Below are 20,645 nucleotides of genomic sequence, written 5' to 3'. Positions count from 1 at the left end.
GCCGTAGTAGGAACCCGCCTCCGGCTCGGGCGGAGGGCGGGGAGGCGGAGAGCGGTCGGTCAGGGGGTGGTCTGCGCGGCTGGCTGGCCGGCGCGCTGCGCGTCGATCCGGCGGCCCGGCCCGTCGCCCGGGAGCTGCTGCGGCAGGCCGGGGCGCTCGACCCCGGCGGGCGTCCGCTCCCGCCCGAACGGCCCGGCGCCAGCACGCTCACCATGGACGCCGTCTCCGCCCTGCTGCCGCCGGTGGAGTACGCGCCGCGGGGCCACCACGAGCAGCCGGCGCCGCCCGCCCCCACCGTCCACGCGGACCGGCAGTGGGAACGCCCGCGGCCCGCCCCGGCGCCCGCCGCCCCCGCCGAGCCGTTCGACCTGCGGCGGTTCGTGACCAGCAGCGCGTTCGTCGGCGTGCTGGCGCTGGTGACGCTGTCGGCCACGACCGTCGTCACGCCGGTCGTCGGCGGCCTGCTGGCGGTGGCGCTCTCGCTGGCGCTGCGCGTCGCCGACCACTTCCTGTCCGAGGAGCGGCCGACGCCGGCCCGCGCCGCGCTCGTGGCCATGGGCAACCTGCTCCTGTCGCTGGCCTGCGGCCTGGGCGTGGCCGGCCTGCTGGAGGCGGCCGGATCGAGCACCAGCCACGCCGAGGCCCTGGCCGCCGGCGCGTTCACGCTGGGGCTGTTCGTGCTGCCCGGCGCGGGGCCCGCGCGACGCAGGGCCGCGCGCGTGCTGGCCCGCCTGCTGCCCGGCCGCAGCGCGACCGTGGTGACGGTGGCCGTCATGGGGCCGATCGCGCTGCTGGCCACGATCGCGGCGCTGCTCCAGGGCTGACCGGCCCGGTTGACCTGCCCGGCTGACCGGCTCAGCCGCCGGTGGCCTCGGGCAGCGACCGCAGAAGCGCCAGGTCGTGCAGGTCGCGTTCCCTCGGCTCGTACCCCTGGTGGAAGGCGAGCTGCTGGGCCGCCGACAGGCACGGCACGCGCCGCCCGGCGACGGTGCCCGAGGTGAAGGCGGCCGCCGGGTAGAAGAGCGCGCCGCCCCGGTCGTCGAGGTCCTGCACGGCCGAGCCGTCCGCGGCGAAGCGGAGCGGATGCAGGTCGAGCTCGCGGCCGAGGTCGTCGGCCATGACGAAACGGGCCGGACGGCCGGGCACCGCGCCGTCCCGCTCGGTGTAGCCGAGCGCCTCCAGCGCCCCGATCACGCGCGGCTCCTGCTCGGCCCGGTGCAGCAGGTCGAGGTCGTGGTGGTCGCGGGTGGCCCGGCCGACGAGGGCGTCGACGCCCCAGCCGCCGGCGATCCACACCGCGCAGCCGGCCGCGCGCAGCGCCGCGCGTACCCGCAGCAGCTCCCCGGCATCGAAGATCATTCGGGGTAGCGTACGGCTGGACACCGCGACGGTCAACGTGTTCAGAATGGGCCTCGTGACGCCTTCGACCGGGCACGTCGTCAGGAACCCGCTCACCGGGCGCGCCGAGCGGCCGCTCGCGCCCGTCGGCCCCGATCGGCTGGCGGAGATCGCGGCCGGGCTGCGCGCGATGGCCCCCGCCTGGCGGGCCCCCGACCGGGCCGCCGACCGGGGCGAGGTGCTGGCCGCGTTCGGCCGGGCCCTGGCGGCCGACGACGAGCTGCTGGCCGCGCTGATGGCCGACACGGGCCGGGAGGCCGAGTCCAGGCTGGAACGGCAGCTCACCGCCGGGCTCGCCGAACGCTGGGCGCGCCAGGCCCCCGCCCTGCTCGCGCCTCCGCCCGAACGGCCGGCCGCGCTGCCGGGGATCGCGGTGGGCGGCGACGCGGTGCCGTACGAGCTGGCCGGGGTGATCAGCCCCTGGAACTTCCCGCTGCTGCTCGCCCTGATCGACGCGGTGCCCGCGCTGGCGGCCGGCTGCGCGGTGCTGGTCAAGCCGAGCGAGGTGACGCCGCGCTTCATCGAGCCGCTGATGCGGCTGGTCCCCGCCGAGCTGCCGCTGCGGCTGGTCGAGGGGGCCGCCGAGACCGGCGAACGGCTCGTCGGCCTGGTGGACACCGTCGTGTTCACCGGCAGCGTGCCGACCGGCCGCCGGGTGGCCGAGGCCGCGGCGCGCGCGTTCGTCCCCGCCCACCTGGAGCTGGGCGGCAAGGATCCGGCGATCGTGCTGGCGGGCGCCGACCTGGAACGGGCGGCCGAGGCCGTCCTGTGGGGCGGCACGGCCAACGCCGGGCAGTCCTGCCAGTCCGTCGAACGCGTCTACGTCGAGCGCGGCGCGTACGACACGTTCCTCGGCCTGCTCGCCGACGGGGCCGCGCGGACCCGGCTGACCTGCGAGGGCGGCCCCGTCGGGCCGATCATCGACCCCGCGCAGGCCGGCGTGATCGCGACTCACCTGGCCGACGCCGCCGCCAAGGGCGCGCTGACCCACACGGGCGGCGCGATCGAGCGGCACGGCGGCGGGTTGTGGTGCCGTCCCACCGTGCTGTCGCGGGTGCGGCACGACATGCTGGTCATGACGGAGGAGACGTTCGGGCCGGTGCTGCCGGTCATGGCCGTGTCCGGGGCGGAGGAGGCGGTGGAGCTGGCCAACGACAGCGCGTACGGGCTGTCGGCCGCCGTGTTCGCCGCCACCGAGAAGGAGGCGCTGGCCGTCGCGGCCCGGCTGAACGCCGGCGCGGTCAGCGTCAACGACGCCGCGCTGACCGCGCTCGTCCACGAGGGCGAGAAGAACTCCTTCGGCCTGTCGGGGCTCGGCGGCTCGCGCATGGGCGCCGCCTCGATCGGCCGGTTCCTGCGCCGCAGGGCGTACCTGATCAACCGGTCCGGGGCCGCCGACCCGTGGTGGCACCCCAGGGAGGGATAGAGCATGGGACTGCGTGCCGAGATGCCGCTGCTGGCCCGCCACGAGGGCGAGTGGGCCGGCGAGTACGTGCACGTCGACAAGGACGGCGCCGTGATCGACCGCCACCACGTCGAGATGACCTGCGCGATCGTCGACGACACCGGCTACCACCAGACCAACCGCTACCGCTGGGACGACGGCCGCACCGAGGTGCACGAGTTCCCCGGCACGTACCTGGGCGGCGGCCGGTGCGCGTTCGACACCGACCGGCTGACCGGCCAGTTCTGGGAGCTCGACGACAGCACCATCTACCTGACCTGGCGCTTCAAGGCCGAAGGCGACGACCTGCGGCTGTTCGAGCTGATCGTGCTGAGCCCGGACGGCGACTCCCGCAGCCGCACCTGGCAGTGGATCAGGAACGGCGAGTGCGTGCGGCGCACGCTGATCGACGAGCGCAGGACCGCCTGACATGACCGCCTACACCGCCCTGGCGCTCCAGGTCGCGGCGAGGGCCGTCACCGACCGCGCCGACCTGGCCGCCGCCGTCGGGCGCGTGGCGGAGCGCGTCGGCGGCAGCAAGGCGTGGCTCGGCCCCGCCCTGCGGCTGGTGGTGCTGCCGGAGTACGTCCTGACCGGCTTCCCCGCCGGGCAGGGCCCGGCCGAGTGGCGCGAGAAGGCCGCCCTCGACGTGGACGGGCCCGAGTACCGGGCGCTGGCCGCGATCGCCGCCGACGAGGACGTGTTCCTGTGCGTCAACGCCTACGAGCGCGACGAGCACTTCCCCGGCCTGTACTTCCAGGCGTGCGTGATCCTCTCCCCGGCGGGGGAGGCGGTGCTGCGCTACCGGCGGCTGCACTCGCTGTTCACGCCCACGCCGTACGACGTGTGGGAACGCTACCTCGACCGGTACGGCCCCGACGGCGTGCTGCCGGTCGCGCGCACCGAGATCGGCAACCTGGCCGCGCTCGCCTCGGAGGAGATCCTGGTGCCCGAGCTGGCCAGGGCGCTGGCGCTGCGCGGCGCGGAGGTGTTCTGCAACCCGACCTCCGAGGCGTACTCGCCCGCCCTGACCCCCAAGGCCGTCGCCCGCCGCGCCCGCGCGCTGGAGAACCTGGCCTTCGTCGTCTCGGCCAACACCGCCGGGCTGTCCGGCATCGCGATCCCGGGCGACTCGGTCAACGGGGGCTCGGAGGTGATCGACCACGAGGGCCGCGCGCTGGCCCAGGCCGGGCCGGGGGAGACGCTGGTCGCCGCCGCCGAGCTGGACCTGGCCGCGCTGCGCCGCGCCCGCCGCCGGCCCGGCCTGGCGAACCTGCCCAGCCGGGTCAAGACCGGGCTGTGGGCGCGCGAGTACGCCGCGCACGACGTCGAACGGCCCGCCGACCTGGACGCCGCCCCGGACCGCGGCTTCCACGTCGCCCGGCAGCGCGAGATCATCGAACGCCTGCACGGCCGGGGCTGAGCGTCAGGCGCGGGCGTAGCGGCGCAGCAGCCTGCGCTCGGCCGCCAGGAAGATCGAGTTGAGCGCCACGCCGAGCACGCCCAGCAGCACGATCCCGGCCCACATGGCCGGGATGTCGAACTGGCTCTGCGCCTCCAGCAGACGGTGGCCGATGCCCTCGCTGCTGCCGTACAGCTCGGAGATCACCATCATGATCAGCGCCAGCGACACGCTGAGCCGCAGCCCGGCCAGGATCTTCGGCGCGGCCGCGGGCAGGACGACGTGGAACAGCCGGGTGGCCGCCGACAGGCGGAAGACCCGGCCGGTGTCGAGGTAGCCGCGGTCGACGTGGCGGCCGCCGTCCATCGAGTTGATCAGCACGGGCCACACGACCCCGTACACGATCGAGGCGAGCTGCATCGGGGTGCCGATCTTGAACAGCAGCAGGAACACCGGCAGCAGCGCCGCGGGCGGCACCGAGCGGCCGAGGTGCAGCAGCGGCTCGGCCAGCGCCGCCAGCCACTCCAGGCGGCCCAGGGCCAGGCCCAGCGCCACCCCCGCCAGCGCGGCCAGCGCCCAGCCCGCCACCAGCCGCCCGAGGCTGGGCAGCAGGTCGGCGACCGCCTCGTCGGTCAGGAACAGCCGGCCCGGCGAGCCGGAGAACCACATCTCGCGCAGCCGCGCCAGGATCGTGCTGGGCGGCGGGAAGTAGACGGCCGCCGCCCGCCGGGCGACCAGCTCCCACGACACGGCCACCACGGGCAGCAGCCAGTGGCGGCGCGCCCACCGCCAGACGGTCGTCGCGGCCCCGCCCGGCCCCGGCCGGGTCACGCCGCGACCTGCGCGCGGGCGTGGTGCCAGCGGAACAGCCGCCGCTCGGCCGTGGTGACCAGCAGGTTGGCCGCCAGCCCGAGCAGGCCCGCCCACAGCGTGCCGGCCAGCACCCGGTCGACGTGGTTGGCGCTGCCGGCCTGGAGCAGGAACGTGCCGATGCCGTCGCCGCCCGCGATGAGCTCCACGCTGACGGCGACGATGAGGGTGACCCCGACGGAGATGCGCACGCCGGTCGCGACGAACGGCGCGGCGCTCGGCAGCGAGACCCGCAGCACGACCGCCAGCGGGCCGAAGCCGAAGCTGCGCAGCGTCTCCTTGGCCTGCGGGTCGACGTCGGACAGGCCGTACATGGTGTTGACGAGCAGCGGCCAGCAGCAGGTGTAGACGATCAGCGAGGTCTTGGCGTCGGCGCTGTCCGGGAACAGGAACATGGCCAGCGGGATCAGCGACACCGACGGGATCGGCCGCAGGAACTCCACCAGCGGCCGCGCCGAGCGCTCCACCACCGGCACCGTGCCGAGCAGCAGCCCGGCCGGCACCGCCACCGCGATCGCGATCAGCAGGCCGGCCGCGCAGGCGCCCAGCGTGGCCAGCACCTGCGCGTGGAAGGCGCCGTCGGCCGCCAGCCCGGCCGCGGCGGCCAGGACGTCGGAGGCGTACGGCAGCACCCCGGGGTCGATCAGCCCGGCCCGGCCCGCGGCCTCGGTCAGGACCAGCGCCCCGGCGACCCCCGCAGCCCCGAGGACCAGCCGCCCGCCCCGCGTGATCATTCCAGGCCGGTCGCGATCTGCGTGCCGACGTCGGGCCTGCTCTTCAGGTAGCCGTAGCCGACGAGCAGGTCGGCCAGCTTCTGGAAGCCGTCCCGGGGCGGCTCCATCGAGAAGACGCCGAGCTTCATGGCCGCCGCGCTCGCCGCGTCGATCTGCGTGTACGTCGGGATGACCTCGTCGATCGCCTTGCGGTCGGCGGCGGCGACGGCCTGGGCCTTGGCCAGGGCGCGGTGGAAGGCGGCGGCGGTGCGGGGGTTGGCGGCCAGCCAGGACTCGGACACGCCCCAGCCGTCGATCGGGATGCCCGCGGTCGGGCCCGACATGGTGTCGATCACCTCGGTGCCGCCCGCCTTCTTGGCGGCGGTCAGGAACGGCTCGACCAGCCAGGCGGCGTCGACCTTGCCCGAGGCCAGCGCGCCGAGCTGCTCGTTGAACGGCATCGCCACGTACTTGACGGCGTCGGGGGCGAGCCCGGCCTGCTGGAGGTGGGCGTTGGTGACCGTCTGGCCGAGCGCCTTGAGCACGTTGACCGCGACCGTCTTGCCCTTGAGGTCGGTGGCGGACTTGACCGGCGACCCCTTGGGCACGACGACGCCCGCGATTCCGGGGGCCGACTCCTGGCTGTGCTGGAACAGTTTGAGCTTGGCCGCGCCGGAATCGTTGATGGACAGCAGCGAGACGTAGGAGGTCAGGAACGCGTCCATGCTGCCGTTGAGTATTTTCGGCATGACCGCCTGAGGGGCCTGGATGATCTCGGTCTTGACCGTCAGGCCCTCGGCCTTGAAGAAACCGCGTTTCTCGGCGATGAACAGCGGTGCCGCCGACGGCACCGGCACCACGCCGACGAGGAGCTGTGTCTTCTCCAGCTCGCCGGAGCCTCCGGAGCCGCTGGTGGGGGTGGGGGCCGCGCCGCCGCCGCAGGCCGCGAGGCCGGCGACGAGGGCCAGCGCGGCGGCGGCGTGTGCGATCTTCACGATGCTCTCTCCTGACTGGCCGGCGCGATTCCTTGGCCGGGCGACGCGATTCCTGGCCGGGCAAGGGGAGAATCGCGGCGCGCGCACGGCCGGACGCGGGCCCGAATCGCCCGAACCCCCGAACCGTTCGGCGCCACCGGAAAGCCCCGCTGCCACGAATGGGGATCGTACAGCAGGAGTCGCGGCCACCGCCATGAAACAAACCGGGCATTTGTATTGACGGCCCTGACGGTCGGTATAAGTCGCGGTAAATCGGTTATTCGCGTATATCCCTGGCCATTGTGGGAGCAATTGCTGAACTGCGTATCGCCGCCGACGCGGTCATTGCCGCTCCTTGGGCGTGCCATGAGAGCCGGGTTGAGAGCATGTGGGCGGCAGGAGTCCCGGCGAGACCGGTGAGGGGGTGGGGGCCCTGCGGCCGCTTCGGCTCTCGGTCCAGGCGCGTCTCATCCTGGCGACCGCCGTGTTGTCGCTCATCGTCTGCGCGGCGATCGGCGTCGCCCTCGACCTGCTGATCCGCGACAGGATGCGGCAGGACGTCTTCGCCGACACCCAGCGGGCCACCACCGAGTGGATCGGCTCGATGGGCACCACCTTCCCGCCCCCGGTCACCACCTCGTACGTCGACCTCATCCAGCTCGTGGACGCCCGCGGGCACGTGGTCGCGGCCAACCGCGCCGCGCGGGGCAGGCCGCCCGTCAGCACGCTCTGGCCGCCCTCCGACGACCGCATCCGGCACGGCGTGGCCTGCCGGGGGGACGAGTGCCTGATGTTCACCGCCACCCGGCCCTCGCCGCAGGAGGAGCGGCTGCTGTGGCACGGCGCGTCCCACGTCGTCTACGCCGCCCGGGTGGAGCCGCCGCTGCTGTCCACCCACCGCCTGGAGCTGATCATCGTCGCCGGGGGCCTGGCCGTCAGCGCGTTGCTGACCTGGATCGCCGCGTTCCTCATCGGGCGCACGCTGCGGCCGGTCGAGGCGATGCGGGCCAGGATGGCCGAGATCACCGTCACCGACCTGAGCAAGCGGGTGCCCGAGCCGCCCGGCGGCGACGCGGTCGCCGAGCTCGCGCGCACCGCCAACAGGACGCTGGCCCGCCTGGAGGAGGCGGTCGAGCAACAGCGCAACTTCTCCTCCATGGTCTCCCACGAGCTGCGCACGCCGCTGACCGGCCTGCGCGCCCGGCTGGAGGAGGCGCTGACCTATCCCGACGTGGACCCCCGCGCCGCCCTGAGCGACGCCCTGTCCACCGCCGACCGGTTCCAGGCGATCATCGAGGAGATGTTGCTGCTGGCCCGCGTCCGCACGGCCTCCCCGCACGACCGGGAGCCGGTGCGGCTCGGCGAGCTGGTCCGCGAGGAGGTCGCGAGCCGGCGGGCGGGGCTGCTGATCCGCGTGCACGTCGAGGAGGACCTCCAGGTGCTCGGCAACCGCGTCCAGCTCGGCGAGGTGCTGACGAACCTGCTGGTCAACGCCCAGCGGCACACCCGCACGGTGGTCGAGGTCCGGGTGGAGCGCAGAGACGGCCAGGCGGTGGTCACGGTCCGCGACGACGGCGCGGGCGTCGCGCCCGACGACCGCGAGCGGGTGTTCGACCCCTTCGTCCGCCTGTCGGAGGGACGCCGGCGCGACCCCGGGGGCAGCGGGCTCGGCCTGGCCATCTCCCGCGCCATCGCCCGCGCCCACCAGGGCGACCTGGAGATCGAGGACACCCCGGACGGCCCCTGCTTCGCCCTGCGCCTCCCGCTCCCCGCCCCCGGCCCGGACGCCCAGCCGCGCTAGCGACCGGTTTCGGCCGCCGGGCGGCGGGCAGTCGGGCGGGACCCCGAGACGAGGAGGAACATCGTGCCGACCGCACGAGAGATCATGACCCCGCACGCGGAGTGCGTGAGCGCCGAGGAGTCCGTGCTGGTGGCCGCCGAGAAGATGGCCCGCATGGACGTCGGGTCGCTGCCCATCTGCGGCTCCGACGACCGGCTGAAGGGCATGCTCACCGACCGCGACATCGTGGTGAAGGTGCTGGCCGCGGGCAAGGACCCGGCTCAGTGCCGGGCGGGCGAGCTGGCCCAGGGCGAGGCCGTCACCATCGGCGCCGACGACGACGCCCGCGAGATCCTGCGCACCATGGCCGGCCACCGCGTGCGGCGCCTGCCGGTCATCGACGGGCACCGGCTCGTCGGGATCGTCGCGCTCGCCGAAGTCGCCAGGTCGGTGCCCGACGCCAAGGTGGGCGACCTGCTCGACGCCCTCACCACGGACTGACCGGCACCACGGCCTGACCCGGCACCACGGCCTGACCGGCTGCACGGCCTGGCCGGCTGCACGGACTGACCCGGCGCCACGGAGCGCCCGGGGCGGCGTGGGCGGCGGACGCGTCCCTCGGGGGCGCGCCGCCGCCCGGCCCGAACCTCGCCCGCGTCCTCAGGACGCGGTCACTGGCACTTGCCCTTCAGCCACGCGCTGAACTCCGGCGTGTAGTCGGTGGCCACCCGCTTGGCCCCGCTCGCCAGCGCCGACTTCCACGCGTTCTCGTTCAGGGTCCAGGAGGGCGGCGGCTCCTCCCACTTGGTCACCTCCGGCCAGATCGGGCCGCCGGTCAGCACCTGGCTCAGGCCCGCGGCGGTCACGCGGCTCCTGAGCTCGGCGGCGATCGCGCTGTCGTGGGAGTACAGGATGATCTCCTGCGACTGGTGGTTCTCCTTGACCGGCCCGAGCACCTCGTTCCACGCCTGCGCCTTGATCGTGGCGTTCGAGCTGAGCAGCGACTGGCGGGCCTCGGGCTTGATCTCGACCAGCCCGATCATGCCGGCCGACCTCATCGCGGCCAGCCACTCGCGGAAGGTGTAGACGGTCTCGCCCTTGAACAGGCCGCGCACGATGGTCCGGCCCTTGAGCGCGGTGTCGCCCGCCGCCCACCAGATCTCGGTGATGTTCTTCTTCGTGCCCGACAGGCCCCAGGTCGAGGTGTTGTGCCACATGACGGCCTTGGTGCCGTCCTTGGTGAGCTGGAGGTCGGCCTCGACGCCGGAGGCGCCCCAGCCCTTGTAACGCTTCACGGCGGTGGGGTTGTTGGGCTGGCGCACCTGGTCCCGTTCCCAGGCGTTGGCGCCGGTCGGGTAGCCGCCGTGCCCGAAGATCAGGGGGCAGGCGGGCAGCGCGGCGGCCTGGGCGGCGGGCTGGGCGGCGGGCTGGGCCGCGGACGGCGAGGTGAGCGAGGAGGCCAGCGTCAGGGCGGCGAGAGAGGCGGCGAGGGGGACGGCCAAGGCACGCACCTTTCGATCTTGTAGTTGCCCGCACTCTGCCACATACATGGACGTTCCGTCCTGGGCCGGCGGCTCGGCGGGCGAGGGCTGCGCAGGCGTGACCCGGGTCGCCGGTACAGTCGTCGGTACCGTGACGGCTTGTGGCAGGCTGCCACGGGAACCGGCGCTCGAACCCTGTGGCGGGGCCTGTTTTTGTGGGATCTACACAAAGCAGGAGCCCCGGCGTGCACTATGCGGACATTGGTGCACGCGGCGGTGATCGAGCACGGTAGAGACAGTGACAGGCGAGGCTCCGGGACGACCCCGGACTTCGCCTACTTGTACGGGGTACGTGGGAGGCTCAACCGGTGTTCAATCGTGTCGCCATCGTCAACCGCGGAGAGGCCGCGATGCGGCTCATCCACGCCGTCCGGGATCTTTCGGCGGAGACCGGCAAGCGGATCGAGACGATCGCGCTCTACACCGACGCCGACCGCGACGCGACCTTCGTCCGCGAGGCGGACGTCGCCTACCCGCTGGGGCCCGCCTCCGCGCGCCCGTACCTCGACCACGCCGTGCTGGAGCGGGCGCTGATCGAGACCGGGGCCGACGCCGCGTGGGTCGGCTGGGGCTTCGTCGCCGAGGACCCGGCCTTCGCCGAGCTGTGCGAGAAGATCGGCGTCACCTTCGTCGGGCCGAGCGCGGAGGCGATGCGCCGGCTCGGCGACAAGATCGGCGCCAAGCTCATCGCCGAGGAGGTCGGCGTCCCCGTCGCGCCGTGGAGCCGCGGCGAGGTGGCCACGCTCGCCGACGCTCTGCGCGCCGGCGACGAGATCGGCTACCCCCTGATGCTCAAGGCGACCGCGGGCGGCGGCGGGCGCGGCATCCGCATGGTCGCCTCGGCCGACGAGCTGGCCGACGCCTACGAGCGCACCAGCCAGGAGGCCGAGCGCGCGTTCGGCTCGGGCGTGGTCTTCCTGGAGCGCCTGGTCACCGGCGCCCGCCACGTCGAGGTGCAGGTCATCGCCGACGGCCAGGGCACCGCGTGGGCGCTGGGCGTGCGCGACTGCTCGGTGCAGCGGCGCAACCAGAAGATCATCGAGGAGTCCGCCTCCCCGGTCCTGACCGGAGACCAGGCCGACGAGCTGAAGGCGTCGGCCGCGCGGCTCGCCGTGGCCGTCGGCTACCGCGGCGCCTGCACCGTCGAGTTCCTCTACCACCCGGGCGACAAGATGTTCGCCTTCCTGGAGGTCAACACCCGGCTCCAGGTCGAGCACCCGATCACCGAGCTGACCACCGGCACCGACCTGGTCCGGCTGCAACTGCACGTCGCCGCCGGCGGTCGCCTGGACGGCCCCCGGCCGGCCGAGAGCGGCCACGCCGTGGAGGCCCGGCTCAACGCCGAGGACCCCGACCGCGACTTCGCCCCCGCGCCGGGCCGGATCGCCCGCCTGGTGCTGCCCGCCGGGCCCGGCATCCGCGTCGACACCGGCGTCAGCGAGGGCGACACCATCCCCGCCGACTTCGACTCCATGATCGCCAAGATCATCGCCTACGGCCGCGACCGCGAGCAGGCCCTGGCCCGCCTGCGCCGCGCGATGGCCGCCACCACCGTGATCATCGAGGGCGGCGCCACCAACAAGAGCTTCGTGCTCGACCTGCTCGACCAGCCCGAGGTGATCGACGCCGTCGCCGACACCGGCTGGATCGACCGCGTACGCGCCGAGGGCCGCCTGGTCAGCCACCGCCACTCCGCGGTCGCCCTGGCCGCCGCCGCGATCGAGGCGTACCAGGACGAGGAGGAGGTCAGCCGCAACCGGCTGCTGGCCACCGCCCACGGCGGGCGCCCGCAGGTGCAGCACGAGACCGGCCGCCCGCTGACCCTCAAGCTCCGCGGCGCCGGCTACCGGCTCACGGTGGCCAGGGCCGGGCAGCGGCGCTTCCGCGTCGGCATCTCCGACGGCGACCGCTCCCACCCGCTCGACGTCGAGATCGACCGCTTCGACGAGCACGCCGGCCGCATCACCGTCAACGGCCGCCGCTTCCGCCTGATGTCGGCCACCCACGGCCCGATCCACCTGGTCGAGGTCGACGGCGTCACCCACCGCATCAGCCGTGACGAGGGCGGCGTCGTCCGCTCGCCCGCCCCCGCGCTGGTGGTGGCGACGCCCCTGTCGGCCGGCGACGAGGTCGAGGCGGGCGCGCCGATCCTGGTGCTGGAGAGCATGAAGATGGAGACGGTGCTGCGCGCGCCGTTCCGCGCCCGCGTCCGCGAGTGCGGCGTCTCGGTCGGCAGCCAGGTCGAGGCCGGCGCGCCGCTGATGCGCCTGGAACCCCTCGCCGGCGCCGAGGACGAGCAGGCCGCCGCCACGACGGGCGCCGCCGAGATCGACCTGCCCGCCGCCCCGCCGCGGGCCTCCGCCGCCGAACAGGCCGAGCGCGGCGTCCAGGACCTGCGCGAGCTGCTGCTCGGCTTCGACGCCGACCGCCACGAGCGCACCCGCATGTTGTCGGGCTACCTGGCCGCGCGGGCCGAGCTGGACGACCGCGTGATCGAGGGCGAGCTCGACCTGCTCACCGTCTTCGCCGACCTGTCCGAGCTGAGCCGCAACAAGCCGGGCGGCGAGCTCGACGTCGAGCCGGGCAGCCCGGTGCACAGCCCGCGCGAGTACTTCCACAGCTACCTGCAGAGCCTCGACGTCGAGCGCGCCGGCCTGCCGGAGGCGTTCCAGGCCAAGCTGCGGCGCATGCTCAGGCACTACGGCGTCGAGGAGCTCGACCGCACCCCGGAGCTGGAGGCCGCGGTCTTCCGGATCTTCCTTGCCCAGCAGCGGATGACCGCCGGCGTCGCCGTCGTGTCGGAGCTGCTGCGCGCCTGGCTGGCCGGGGCGCCGCCGCGCGAGCCGCTCGGCGAGCGGGCCGGGCTCGCTCTGGAGCACCTGGTCGAGGCCACGCAGGTGCGTTTCCCCGTGGTCGCCGACCTGGCCCGCGGCGTCGTGTTCCGCTGGTTCGCCCAGCCGCTGCTGCGCCGCAACCGCGCCAAGGTCTACGCCGCCGTCCGCGACGAGCTGCGCCACCTCGACCGCGACCCCGACGCGCCGGACCGCGCCGAGCGCATCCAGGCCATGGTGGCCAGCTCCGAGCCGCTCGTCCGGCTGCTCGGCCAGCGCATCGGCCGGCCGGAACGCGACCTCGCGCCGCTGCTGGAGGTCCTGACCCGCCGCTACTACGGCAACCGCGGGCTGTCGCAGGTCGCCACCCTCGACAGGGCGGGCTGCCGGTTCGTCACCGCCGAGCACTCCGGCCCGCGCGGCGTGACCCGCCTGGTCACCACCGCCGTCGACATCGCCGCCCTGCCCGCCGCCATCGACGCCGTCGGCGCGCTGGCCGAGGGGGTGGGCGGGCGCGGGCTCGTCGCCGACCTCTACCTCACCTGGGACGACCAGCCCGACGCCGAGGAGATGGCCGTACGGCTCGGGCAGGTCCTGGCCGGGCGCCCGCAGATCGCGGGCGTACGGCGGATCACCACCACCGTCCTGGGCACCAGCGGCGCGGTCATGCACCACCACTTCACCTTCCGCCCCGACGGCGCGGGCTTCGCCGAGGACCGCCTGATCCGCGGCCTGCACCCGCAGATCGCCCAGCGCCTGCAACTGCACCGGCTCCAGGAGTTCGACCTCACCCGGCTGCCCTCGGTCGACGAGGAGCTCTACCTGTTCAAGGCCGTCGCCAAGAGCAACCCGGCCGACGAGCGGCTCATCGCCATGGGCCAGGTCCGCGACCTGACGCCGCTGCGCGAGGCCGACGGCCGCCTGGTCGCGCTGCCCGCCGTCGAGGACGCACTCAACGCCGGCCTCGACGCGATCCGCAACATCCAGGCGCAGCGCCCCCAGAACAAGCGCTTCGACACCAACCGCATCATGATGTACGTCTGGCCCTCGACCGAGCTGACCACCGACGAGCTCAACATGCTGGTCCAGCGCATCCTGCCGACCACGGCGGGCGCCGGGCTGGAGGAGGTCCAGTTCGTGGCCCGCCAGCGCACCCCCTCGGGCGAGCTGAGCGAGGTCGCCGTGCGCATCACCCTCGGCCCCGGCCACGGCGCCAGCCTGCACGTCGGCAAGCCGTCCGACGAGCCGGTCCAGCCGCTCGACGACTACCGCCAGAAGGTGCTGCGCGCCGCCCGGCGCGGCAACGCCTACCCCTACGAGCTGACCGGCCTGCTCGCCGGCCCGCAGGGCCGCTTCGTCGAGCACGACCTCGACGCCGACGGCGTGCTCGTCCCGGTCGACCGGCCCAAGGGCAACAACTCCGCGGCGATCGTGGCCGGCGTGGTCACCACGCCGACCGCCCGCCACCCCGAAGGCGTCACCCGGGTGGTGCTGCTCGGCGACCCGACCAAGGCGCTGGGCGCGCTGTCGGAGCCGGAGTGCTCGCGGGTGATCGCCGCGCTCGACCTGGCCGAGCGCATGCGCGTGCCCCTGGAGTGGTTCGCGCTGTCGGCCGGCGCCCGGATCTCGATGACCTCGGGCACCGAGAACATGGACTGGGTGGCGGCGGCGCTCAAGCGCATCGTCACCTTCACCCAGGCCGGCGGCGAGATCAACATCGTGGTCGCGGGGATCACCGTGGGGGCGCAGCCGTACTGGAACGCCGAGGCGACGATGCTCATGCACACCAAGGGCATCCTGGTGATGACCCCCGACTCGGCGATGGTGCTCACCGGCAAGCAGTCCCTCGACTTCTCCGGCGGCGTGTCGGCCGAGGACAACTTCGGCATCGGCGGCTACGACCGCGTCATGGGGCCCAACGGCCAGGCCCAGTACTGGGCGCCCGACCTGCCGGCCGCCCGCGACGTGCTGATGGCCCACTACGACCACACCTACGTCGTGCCCGGCGAGAACGGCCCCCGGCGGGCCCCGACCGCCGACCCGGCCGACCGGGACGTCCGCGACTACCCGCACGCCGTGGCGGGCAGCGACTTCACCACCGTCGGCCAGATCTTCTCCGCCGAGCACAACCCCGACCGCAAGAAGCCGTTCGACATCCGCACCGTGATGCGGGCCCTGTCCGACCAGGACCACCCGGTGCTGGAACGCTGGGCGGGCATGGCCGACGCCGACACCTCGGCCGTCCAGGACGTGCACATCGGCGGCCGGCCGGTCTGCCTGATCGGCATCGAGTCACGGCCGGTGCCGCGGCGCGGCTTCCCGCCCGCGGACGGGCCCGACTCGTACACGGCCGGCACGTTGTTCCCGCGCTCGTCGAAGAAGACCGCGCGGGCGATCAACGCGGCCTCCGGCAACCGGCCGCTGGTGGTGCTGGCGAACCTGTCCGGCTTCGACGGCTCGCCCGAGTCGATGCGCAAGCTCCAGCTGGAGTACGGCGCGGAGATCGGCCGGGCGATCGTCAACTTCGACGGGCCGATCGTGTTCTGCGTCATCTCCCGCTACCACGGCGGCGCGTTCGTGGTGTTCTCCAAGGCGCTCAACCCGAACATGACCGTGCTGGCGCTGGAGGGCTCGTTCGCCTCGGTGCTCGGCGGCGCCCCGGCCGCGGCGGTGGTCTTCTCCGGCGAGGTGAACAACCGCACCGCGACCGACCCGCGCGTGAGCGAGCTGCAGCGGCAGGTCGCGGCGGCCAGCGGCGCCGAGCGGGCCGCGCTCAACGCCCGCCTGGCCGAGGTCCAGCCGGCCGTACGGGCGGAGAAGCTGGGCGAGGTGGCCGCGGAGTTCGACCGGGTGCACAACATCCAGCGCGCGGTCGAGGTGGGCTCGGTGGACGGGATCATCAGCGCCGCCGAGCTGCGTCCGCGGATCATCGAGGCCATCGAACGCGGCATCGCCCGCCTGCACCAGGGCTCCTGACCGCGCCCTGCCCCCGGCCCGTCGGTTCGGGGGCGGGGGCGCCGGGCCTCACCCGCGCGGCTCGGCGACCAGGAACACGGGCATGGTGATCGTGAGCAGTGCGCCGGGGAACGGGGCCTGGGCGATCACCACCCATTCGCCCGTCTCGGCAGCGCCGTCGGGGTTGACCCGCTGTACCCGCGCGGTGACCCCCAGCGCGGCGAGCCGCCCGTTCGCCGCGTCCAGCTCCATGCCCCACAGCTCGGGCATGGAGCCGAGGTAGGTGGGGGAGGGGTTGTACGCCATCGGGATCATGTCGTCGGCCTGCGCGGCGTGGCGTCCTTCCTCGCTGGGGCGAAGTGGCCAGAATGGGAAGCATCTGGTCACTCAGCGTGAGGGGAACGATGCGGTCGATCACATGTGCGGCAGCGGTCGCCGTCGCGGTCGTCGCCGCGGGACCCGCCGCCGGCGCCGCGGCGGCCACCGGGCCGGACGGGGACACGTCCTGGAAGAAGCTCACGTCCTTCCGGGTCTCGCCGGCGGCGCCGCACCAGAACGACGCCATCCGGCTGCTCATCCACTGCCCCACCCAGGCCAACCACGCCGTCGTCGGGTCCACGGCGTTCCCCGTCAAGGGGTCGTGGCGGATGTTCCGCGAGGTGGGGATCGGGCTGGGCGGGATGGGGTTCGGCAAGAAGGGCGTCGTCATCTCCCGGTACGCGCCGCCGGGCGAGCACGAGGTGCGCCTGAAATGCGTCAAGGTGACCGCCGACTGGCTGACCGGCTTCAGGAAGGTCAAGGTCATCAGCCGGTCCGAGGTCCCGCTCGTGGTACGTCCGTTCCGCCTCGGCCAGTTCTTCTGACACGCTGAAGCCTCCCGCCGCTGGCACTTGGGGAACGGCGGTCTCGGCCCCCTGGGTCTCCCATACCCGTACCGGGTTCAGGTTGCTGGAGGTGGGCGGCTCCCGTATCCTGCACGTTCGTAAGAGCCGGAGCGACGGGGGAGGGCCGGTGGGGATCCTGCGGCGGGGTGCGCGTGCACTCCTGCTCGTCGTCCTCGCCCTCGGCGTGTGCGGGATGCACACGCTCGGCCATGTGAACGCCCGGCACGACATGGCGAACGCCCGGCACGGCCTGGCGGTCGCTCACGAGCTGCCCGTCGCCCCGGTCGCCCCGGTCGCCGCACTGGCGGGGCTCGCGCCCGGCCATGAGATGCCGGGGCTCGATCCGGCCGGGGTGTGCCTGGCCGTCCTGACCTCGCTGCTCGTCGTGGTGCTGCTGGCCCTGTGGGTCGGGGTGCGGCGGCGGGCCGTCGGCGGCGCCGGTCCGGGCCCGGCCTTCCGGCCGGTCGCACGGCCGCCGCCGCGACCGACGTCCCTGCGGCTGGCTCGTCTCTCGATCCTGCGCATATAGGCCGGCCCTTCGCCCGGACGCCCTCGACGGCGATCCGCGCGCATCGGCCTATCCGCAGTTCCAGCGAACGAGAGAGCACATCAGCATGTCCGTCAACCGTAAGATCGGCCTCGCCGCCGCCGCAGGCGCGCTCGTCCTGCTCACCGCGTGCGGCGCGAACGACACCGCCTCCACGGCCGCCGCGCCCGGGGCCACGACCGCCGGCGCCACCGAGAGCGCCACCGAGAGCGCCACCGAGAGCGCCACCGAGAGCGCCACCGAGAGCGGCGGTGCGCAGCCGTCGCAGCAGTCGTTCAACGACGCGGACGTCATGTTCGCCCAGATGATGATCCCGCACCACCAGCAGGCGGTCGAGATGGCCGACCTCGCCCCGCAGCGGGCGAAGGACCCCGAGATCAAGAAGCTCGCGGCCGACATCAAGGCCGCCCAGGACCCGGAGATCCAGACCATGAAGGGCTGGCTGACCGAGTGGGGCAAGCCCGTCCCGTCCGGGGGCATGGGGCATGACATGCCCGGGATCATGTCCGCCGAGGACATGAAGAAGCTCGACGGGGCCAAGGGGGCCGCCTTCGACCGGCTCTTCGCCGAGCAGATGATCGCCCATCACGAGGGGGCGATCGAGATGGCCCGTACCGAGCAGGCGAGCGGGGTGAACCCGCAGGCCAAGGAGCTGGCCAAGGCCATCGAGAGCACGCAGCAGGCCGAGGTGGCCCAGCTCCGCAAGCTCCTCGAACGCCTCTGACGCCACCCGCCGCCCGGACGCACGCGCCGTCCGGGCGGCGCATGCGTCCGGGCGGTCACGGCCGCCGCGCGAACCGTACCGGCCCTTCCGCCGCTCCTTGTGCGTCCGGGTTGGGAGCCGTACCGGCCCGCCTGCCGCTCCTTGTGCGGCCGGGTCGGGAGTCGTACCGGGCCGCCCGCCGCCTCCGGTGCGGCCGGGGCGCCGGCCGTTCGGGTGTGGAGGCCGACAGAGGCGTGCATCGGAGCCGCGGGGGGCGATGTCCGGAGGCGGGCTGACCCGGCAGGGTCTCGCCGAGGGGCCGGCGGGAGGGCTCGGCCACTCCGAGATCGCCGCCCGTCCGGGGCGGCCCGTCTCCGCCGTCCCCCGCGGCTTCTGAAGGCAGGTCTCGTCCAGGTGTGGGGTTTGTCTGTTTTTTGGTGGTGTGTTCGTGTCGGGGAGGTGAACGGCTGGGTTGGTTTGAGGGGAAGGGTTGCGGATGAGGGTGTTCTTGTTTACCGTCCGCTATGAGCGTTAGGAAAGTTTCCTAACGCCTGCTCACCGATCACGGTCCACCTGCGGATGGCCCCATGGCACCCCCTATCCGAAGGATCAACGCATGATCAGACGTCCTGAGCGGCGACCCCGGCGGTCGTCGCTGCTCGTCACGGCCCTGGTCGCGGCCCTGATGGCGGCCGCGCCCCTGGCGCCGCCGGCCACCGCCGCGGCCGGTTCCAGCGCCGACACGCTGCTGTCGGGCGGCAAACCGGTCACCGCCTCCTCGGTCGAGGGCAGCGGGTTCGAGGCGGCCAAGGCGGTGGACGGCAACGCCTCCACCCGCTGGGCCAGCGTCGAGGGCCACGACCCCGAATGGATCAGGGTCGACCTCGGCGACACGTACAACGTCTCCAGGGTGAAGCTGACCTGGGAGGCGGCGTACGGCAAGTCGTACAAGATCCAGACCTCGCCGGACGGCGCCACCTGGACCGACGTCTACTCCACCACCTCCGGCAACGGCGCGACCGACGACCTGACGCTCAGCGGCAGCGGCCGGTACGTGCGCATGTACGGCACCGCCCGCGGCACGACGTACGGCTACTCGCTCTACGAGCTGGAGGTCTACGGCAGCGGCGGCGGCGGCGGGACCGACACCACCCCGCCCTCCGTCCCGGGCAACCTGCGCGCGACCGGCACCACCTCCACCAGCGTCTCCCTGGCCTGGGACGCAGCCACCGACAACGTGGGCGTCACCGGCTACCTCGTCTACCGGGGCTCGACCCTGGTGACCACCGTGGCGGGCACCACGTACACCGACACCGGCCTGACCCCCGCCACCGCCTACAGCTACACGGTCAAGGCGCGCGACGCGGCGGGCAACCAGTCGGCGGCCGGCGGCGCCGTCACGGCGACCACCCAGCCCGGCAGCGGGGGCGGCCCCGCGGTGCCCTTCGGCAGCCACACCATCCCGTACGCGGCGGGCATGCTGCGTCCCTCCGGCGACCAGGCCACGCTGGACGCGCGGGTGGTCGACTACTACAAGCGGTGGAAGGCCGCCTTCGTCCGGCAGAACTGCGGGAACGGCTGGTACGAGGTCATCTCCCCGGACGCCGACCACCCGTACGTGGCCGAGGCCCAGGGCTACGGCATGGTGATCGTCGCGACCATGGCCGGGGCCGACCCCGACGCCAAGAAGATCTTCGACGGCATGGTCAAGTGGATGCTCGCCCACCCGTCGTCCATCAACCCCGACCTGCTGGCCGCCGAGCAGGACACCGCCTGCAAGAGCGTCGACGGCAGCGACGGCGCCACCGACGGCGACATGGACGTCGCCTACGGCCTGCTCCTGGCCCACCGGCAGTGGGGCAGCGCGGGCACGTACAACTACCTCGACCTGGCGATCAAGCACATCAACGCCATCAAGAAGGACGAGATCAACCCGTCCACGAACCTGCTCAAGCTGGGCGACTGGAGCAGCTCGGGCGACCAGTACTACTACATCACCCGCACCTCCGACTGGATGGTCGACCACTTCAGGGCCTTCAGGAAGGCGACCGGCAACAGCGCCTGGGACACGATCAGGACCGCCCACCAGAACCTGATCACCACTCTCCAGAACAACTACGCCTCGGCCACCGGCCTGCTGCCGGACTTCGTGGTCAACACCAACACCACCGCCAAGCCGGCCCCCGGCCAGGTGCTGGAGGACCCGAACGACGGCCAGTACTGGTGGAACGCCTGCCGCACCCCGTGGCGCATCGCCGACGACGCCGTGACCAGCGGCGACGCCAAGTCGCTCGCCTCGGCCAGGAAGCTCAACTCCTGGATCAGGAGCAAGACCGGCGGCGACCCGGGCAAGATCGCCATCGGCTACAAGCTGAACGGCACACAGATCTCCAGCGGCAGCGAGGCCGCCTTCTTCGCCCCGTTCGCGGTGGCGGCGATGACGGACTCCGGCAGCCAGTCCTGGCTCGACGCGCTCTGGAACAAGATGCTCGGCACCCCGATCGACGCGCACGCTCCAGCTGTTCGACGAGAACAAGCTGCTCACCGACGGCGGCCCCGACGACGCGACCACCTCGCCGATCCTGCTGCTCTACCAGGTCGGC

Annotated in this window: 16 protein-coding genes and 1 pseudogene; 11 read left to right on the top strand and 6 right to left on the bottom strand. The window is 73.6% G+C overall.

Translation table 11 applies throughout. The features are described 5' to 3' along the window. A pseudogene (locus ACWEJ6_RS50480) lies at positions 1-824 on the top strand (hypothetical protein); the annotation flags it as partial. A gap of 31 nt (positions 825-855) precedes the next feature. Here the strand turns inward: ACWEJ6_RS50480 and ACWEJ6_RS50475 are convergent. Then, positions 856-1,359, bottom strand: a complete 504-nt coding sequence (locus ACWEJ6_RS50475; protein ID WP_387673286.1) for a nucleotidyltransferase domain-containing protein — start codon at positions 1,357-1,359, stop codon at positions 856-858. Positions 1,360-1,414: 55 nt separating this feature from the next. Here ACWEJ6_RS50475 and ACWEJ6_RS50470 point away from each other — a divergent pair, with 55 nt between their 5' ends. Genes ACWEJ6_RS50470 through ACWEJ6_RS50460 form a run of 3 tightly spaced genes read left to right on the top strand, consistent with a single transcriptional unit; the run spans position 1,415 to position 4,265 of the window. After that, a complete protein-coding gene (locus ACWEJ6_RS50470) occupies positions 1,415-2,824 on the top strand; it encodes an aldehyde dehydrogenase family protein (RefSeq protein ID WP_452432658.1) in 1,410 nt (469 codons plus the stop codon). A 3-nt stretch (positions 2,825-2,827) separates the two neighbouring features. Continuing rightward, positions 2,828-3,271, top strand: coding sequence for a hypothetical protein (locus tag ACWEJ6_RS50465; RefSeq protein WP_364335060.1), 444 nt, complete (start codon positions 2,828-2,830; stop codon positions 3,269-3,271). Position 3,272: 1 nt separating this feature from the next. Then, positions 3,273-4,265 carry a nitrilase-related carbon-nitrogen hydrolase gene (locus ACWEJ6_RS50460; RefSeq protein WP_452432657.1) on the top strand — a complete coding sequence of 331 codons (993 nt, stop codon included), beginning with the start codon at positions 3,273-3,275 and terminating at the stop codon, positions 4,263-4,265. Positions 4,266-4,268: 3 nt separating this feature from the next. Here the strand turns inward: ACWEJ6_RS50460 and ACWEJ6_RS50455 are convergent, their stop codons facing one another. The 3 genes from ACWEJ6_RS50455 to ACWEJ6_RS50445 are packed head-to-tail and all read right to left on the bottom strand — an operon-like array spanning position 4,269 to position 6,822. Next, complete coding sequence (locus tag ACWEJ6_RS50455) at positions 4,269-5,075, bottom strand: ABC transporter permease (protein WP_452432655.1); 807 nt, start codon at positions 5,073-5,075, stop codon at positions 4,269-4,271. Further along, positions 5,072-5,848 carry an ABC transporter permease gene (locus tag ACWEJ6_RS50450; protein ID WP_352359971.1) on the bottom strand — a complete coding sequence of 259 codons (777 nt, stop codon included), beginning with the start codon at positions 5,846-5,848 and terminating at the stop codon, positions 5,072-5,074. The genes ACWEJ6_RS50455 and ACWEJ6_RS50450 overlap by 4 nt, the downstream gene beginning before the upstream one ends. Next, on the bottom strand, positions 5,845-6,822 hold the full coding sequence (locus ACWEJ6_RS50445) for an ABC transporter substrate-binding protein (protein WP_452432653.1): 978 nt from the start codon (positions 6,820-6,822) through the stop codon (positions 5,845-5,847). The genes ACWEJ6_RS50450 and ACWEJ6_RS50445 overlap by 4 nt, the downstream gene beginning before the upstream one ends. Before the next feature lie 367 nt (positions 6,823-7,189). Here ACWEJ6_RS50445 and ACWEJ6_RS50440 point away from each other — a divergent pair, with 367 nt between their 5' ends. Together ACWEJ6_RS50440 and ACWEJ6_RS50435 are read left to right on the top strand one after the other, a co-directional pair. After that, complete coding sequence (locus ACWEJ6_RS50440) at positions 7,190-8,602, top strand: sensor histidine kinase (RefSeq protein ID WP_452432651.1); 1,413 nt, start codon at positions 7,190-7,192, stop codon at positions 8,600-8,602. A gap of 63 nt (positions 8,603-8,665) precedes the next feature. Continuing rightward, positions 8,666-9,082: a CBS domain-containing protein gene (locus tag ACWEJ6_RS50435; RefSeq protein WP_357982139.1), complete on the top strand. Its 417-nt coding sequence runs from the start codon at positions 8,666-8,668 to the stop codon at positions 9,080-9,082. 170 nt (positions 9,083-9,252) lie between these two features. On the opposite strand, the gene ACWEJ6_RS50430 is transcribed toward ACWEJ6_RS50435, so the two are convergent. Beyond that, a complete protein-coding gene (locus ACWEJ6_RS50430) occupies positions 9,253-10,083 on the bottom strand; it encodes a glycerophosphodiester phosphodiesterase family protein (protein WP_452432649.1) in 831 nt (276 codons plus the stop codon). Positions 10,084-10,430: 347 nt separating this feature from the next. Between ACWEJ6_RS50430 and ACWEJ6_RS50425 the strand changes: the two genes are divergently transcribed. Beyond that, on the top strand, positions 10,431-15,929 hold the full coding sequence (locus ACWEJ6_RS50425; RefSeq protein WP_452432648.1) for an ATP-binding protein: 5,499 nt from the start codon (positions 10,431-10,433) through the stop codon (positions 15,927-15,929). 48 nt (positions 15,930-15,977) lie between these two features. On the opposite strand, the gene ACWEJ6_RS50420 is transcribed toward ACWEJ6_RS50425, so the two are convergent. Further along, positions 15,978-16,223: a hypothetical protein gene (locus tag ACWEJ6_RS50420; protein WP_452432647.1), complete on the bottom strand. Its 246-nt coding sequence runs from the start codon at positions 16,221-16,223 to the stop codon at positions 15,978-15,980. An 89-nt stretch (positions 16,224-16,312) separates the two neighbouring features. Between ACWEJ6_RS50420 and ACWEJ6_RS50415 the strand changes: the two genes are divergently transcribed. The 4 genes from ACWEJ6_RS50415 to ACWEJ6_RS50400 all read left to right on the top strand — a co-directional run. Further along, complete coding sequence (locus ACWEJ6_RS50415; protein WP_452432646.1) at positions 16,313-16,771, top strand: hypothetical protein; 459 nt, start codon at positions 16,313-16,315, stop codon at positions 16,769-16,771. A gap of 148 nt (positions 16,772-16,919) precedes the next feature. Then, positions 16,920-17,321, top strand: coding sequence for a hypothetical protein (locus tag ACWEJ6_RS50410; RefSeq protein WP_452432645.1), 402 nt, complete (start codon positions 16,920-16,922; stop codon positions 17,319-17,321). An 85-nt stretch (positions 17,322-17,406) separates the two neighbouring features. After that, positions 17,407-18,063 carry a DUF305 domain-containing protein gene (locus ACWEJ6_RS50405; RefSeq protein WP_452432644.1) on the top strand — a complete coding sequence of 219 codons (657 nt, stop codon included), beginning with the start codon at positions 17,407-17,409 and terminating at the stop codon, positions 18,061-18,063. Between the two features lie 595 nt (positions 18,064-18,658). After that, the coding region (locus ACWEJ6_RS50400) for a glycosyl hydrolase family 8 (RefSeq protein WP_452432643.1) at positions 18,659-20,645 on the top strand (1,987 nt) is incomplete at its 3' end.

This window comes from Nonomuraea sp. NPDC004702 (genome assembly GCF_053601695.1).
This window is presented reverse-complemented; position numbering and strand designations above follow the sequence as displayed.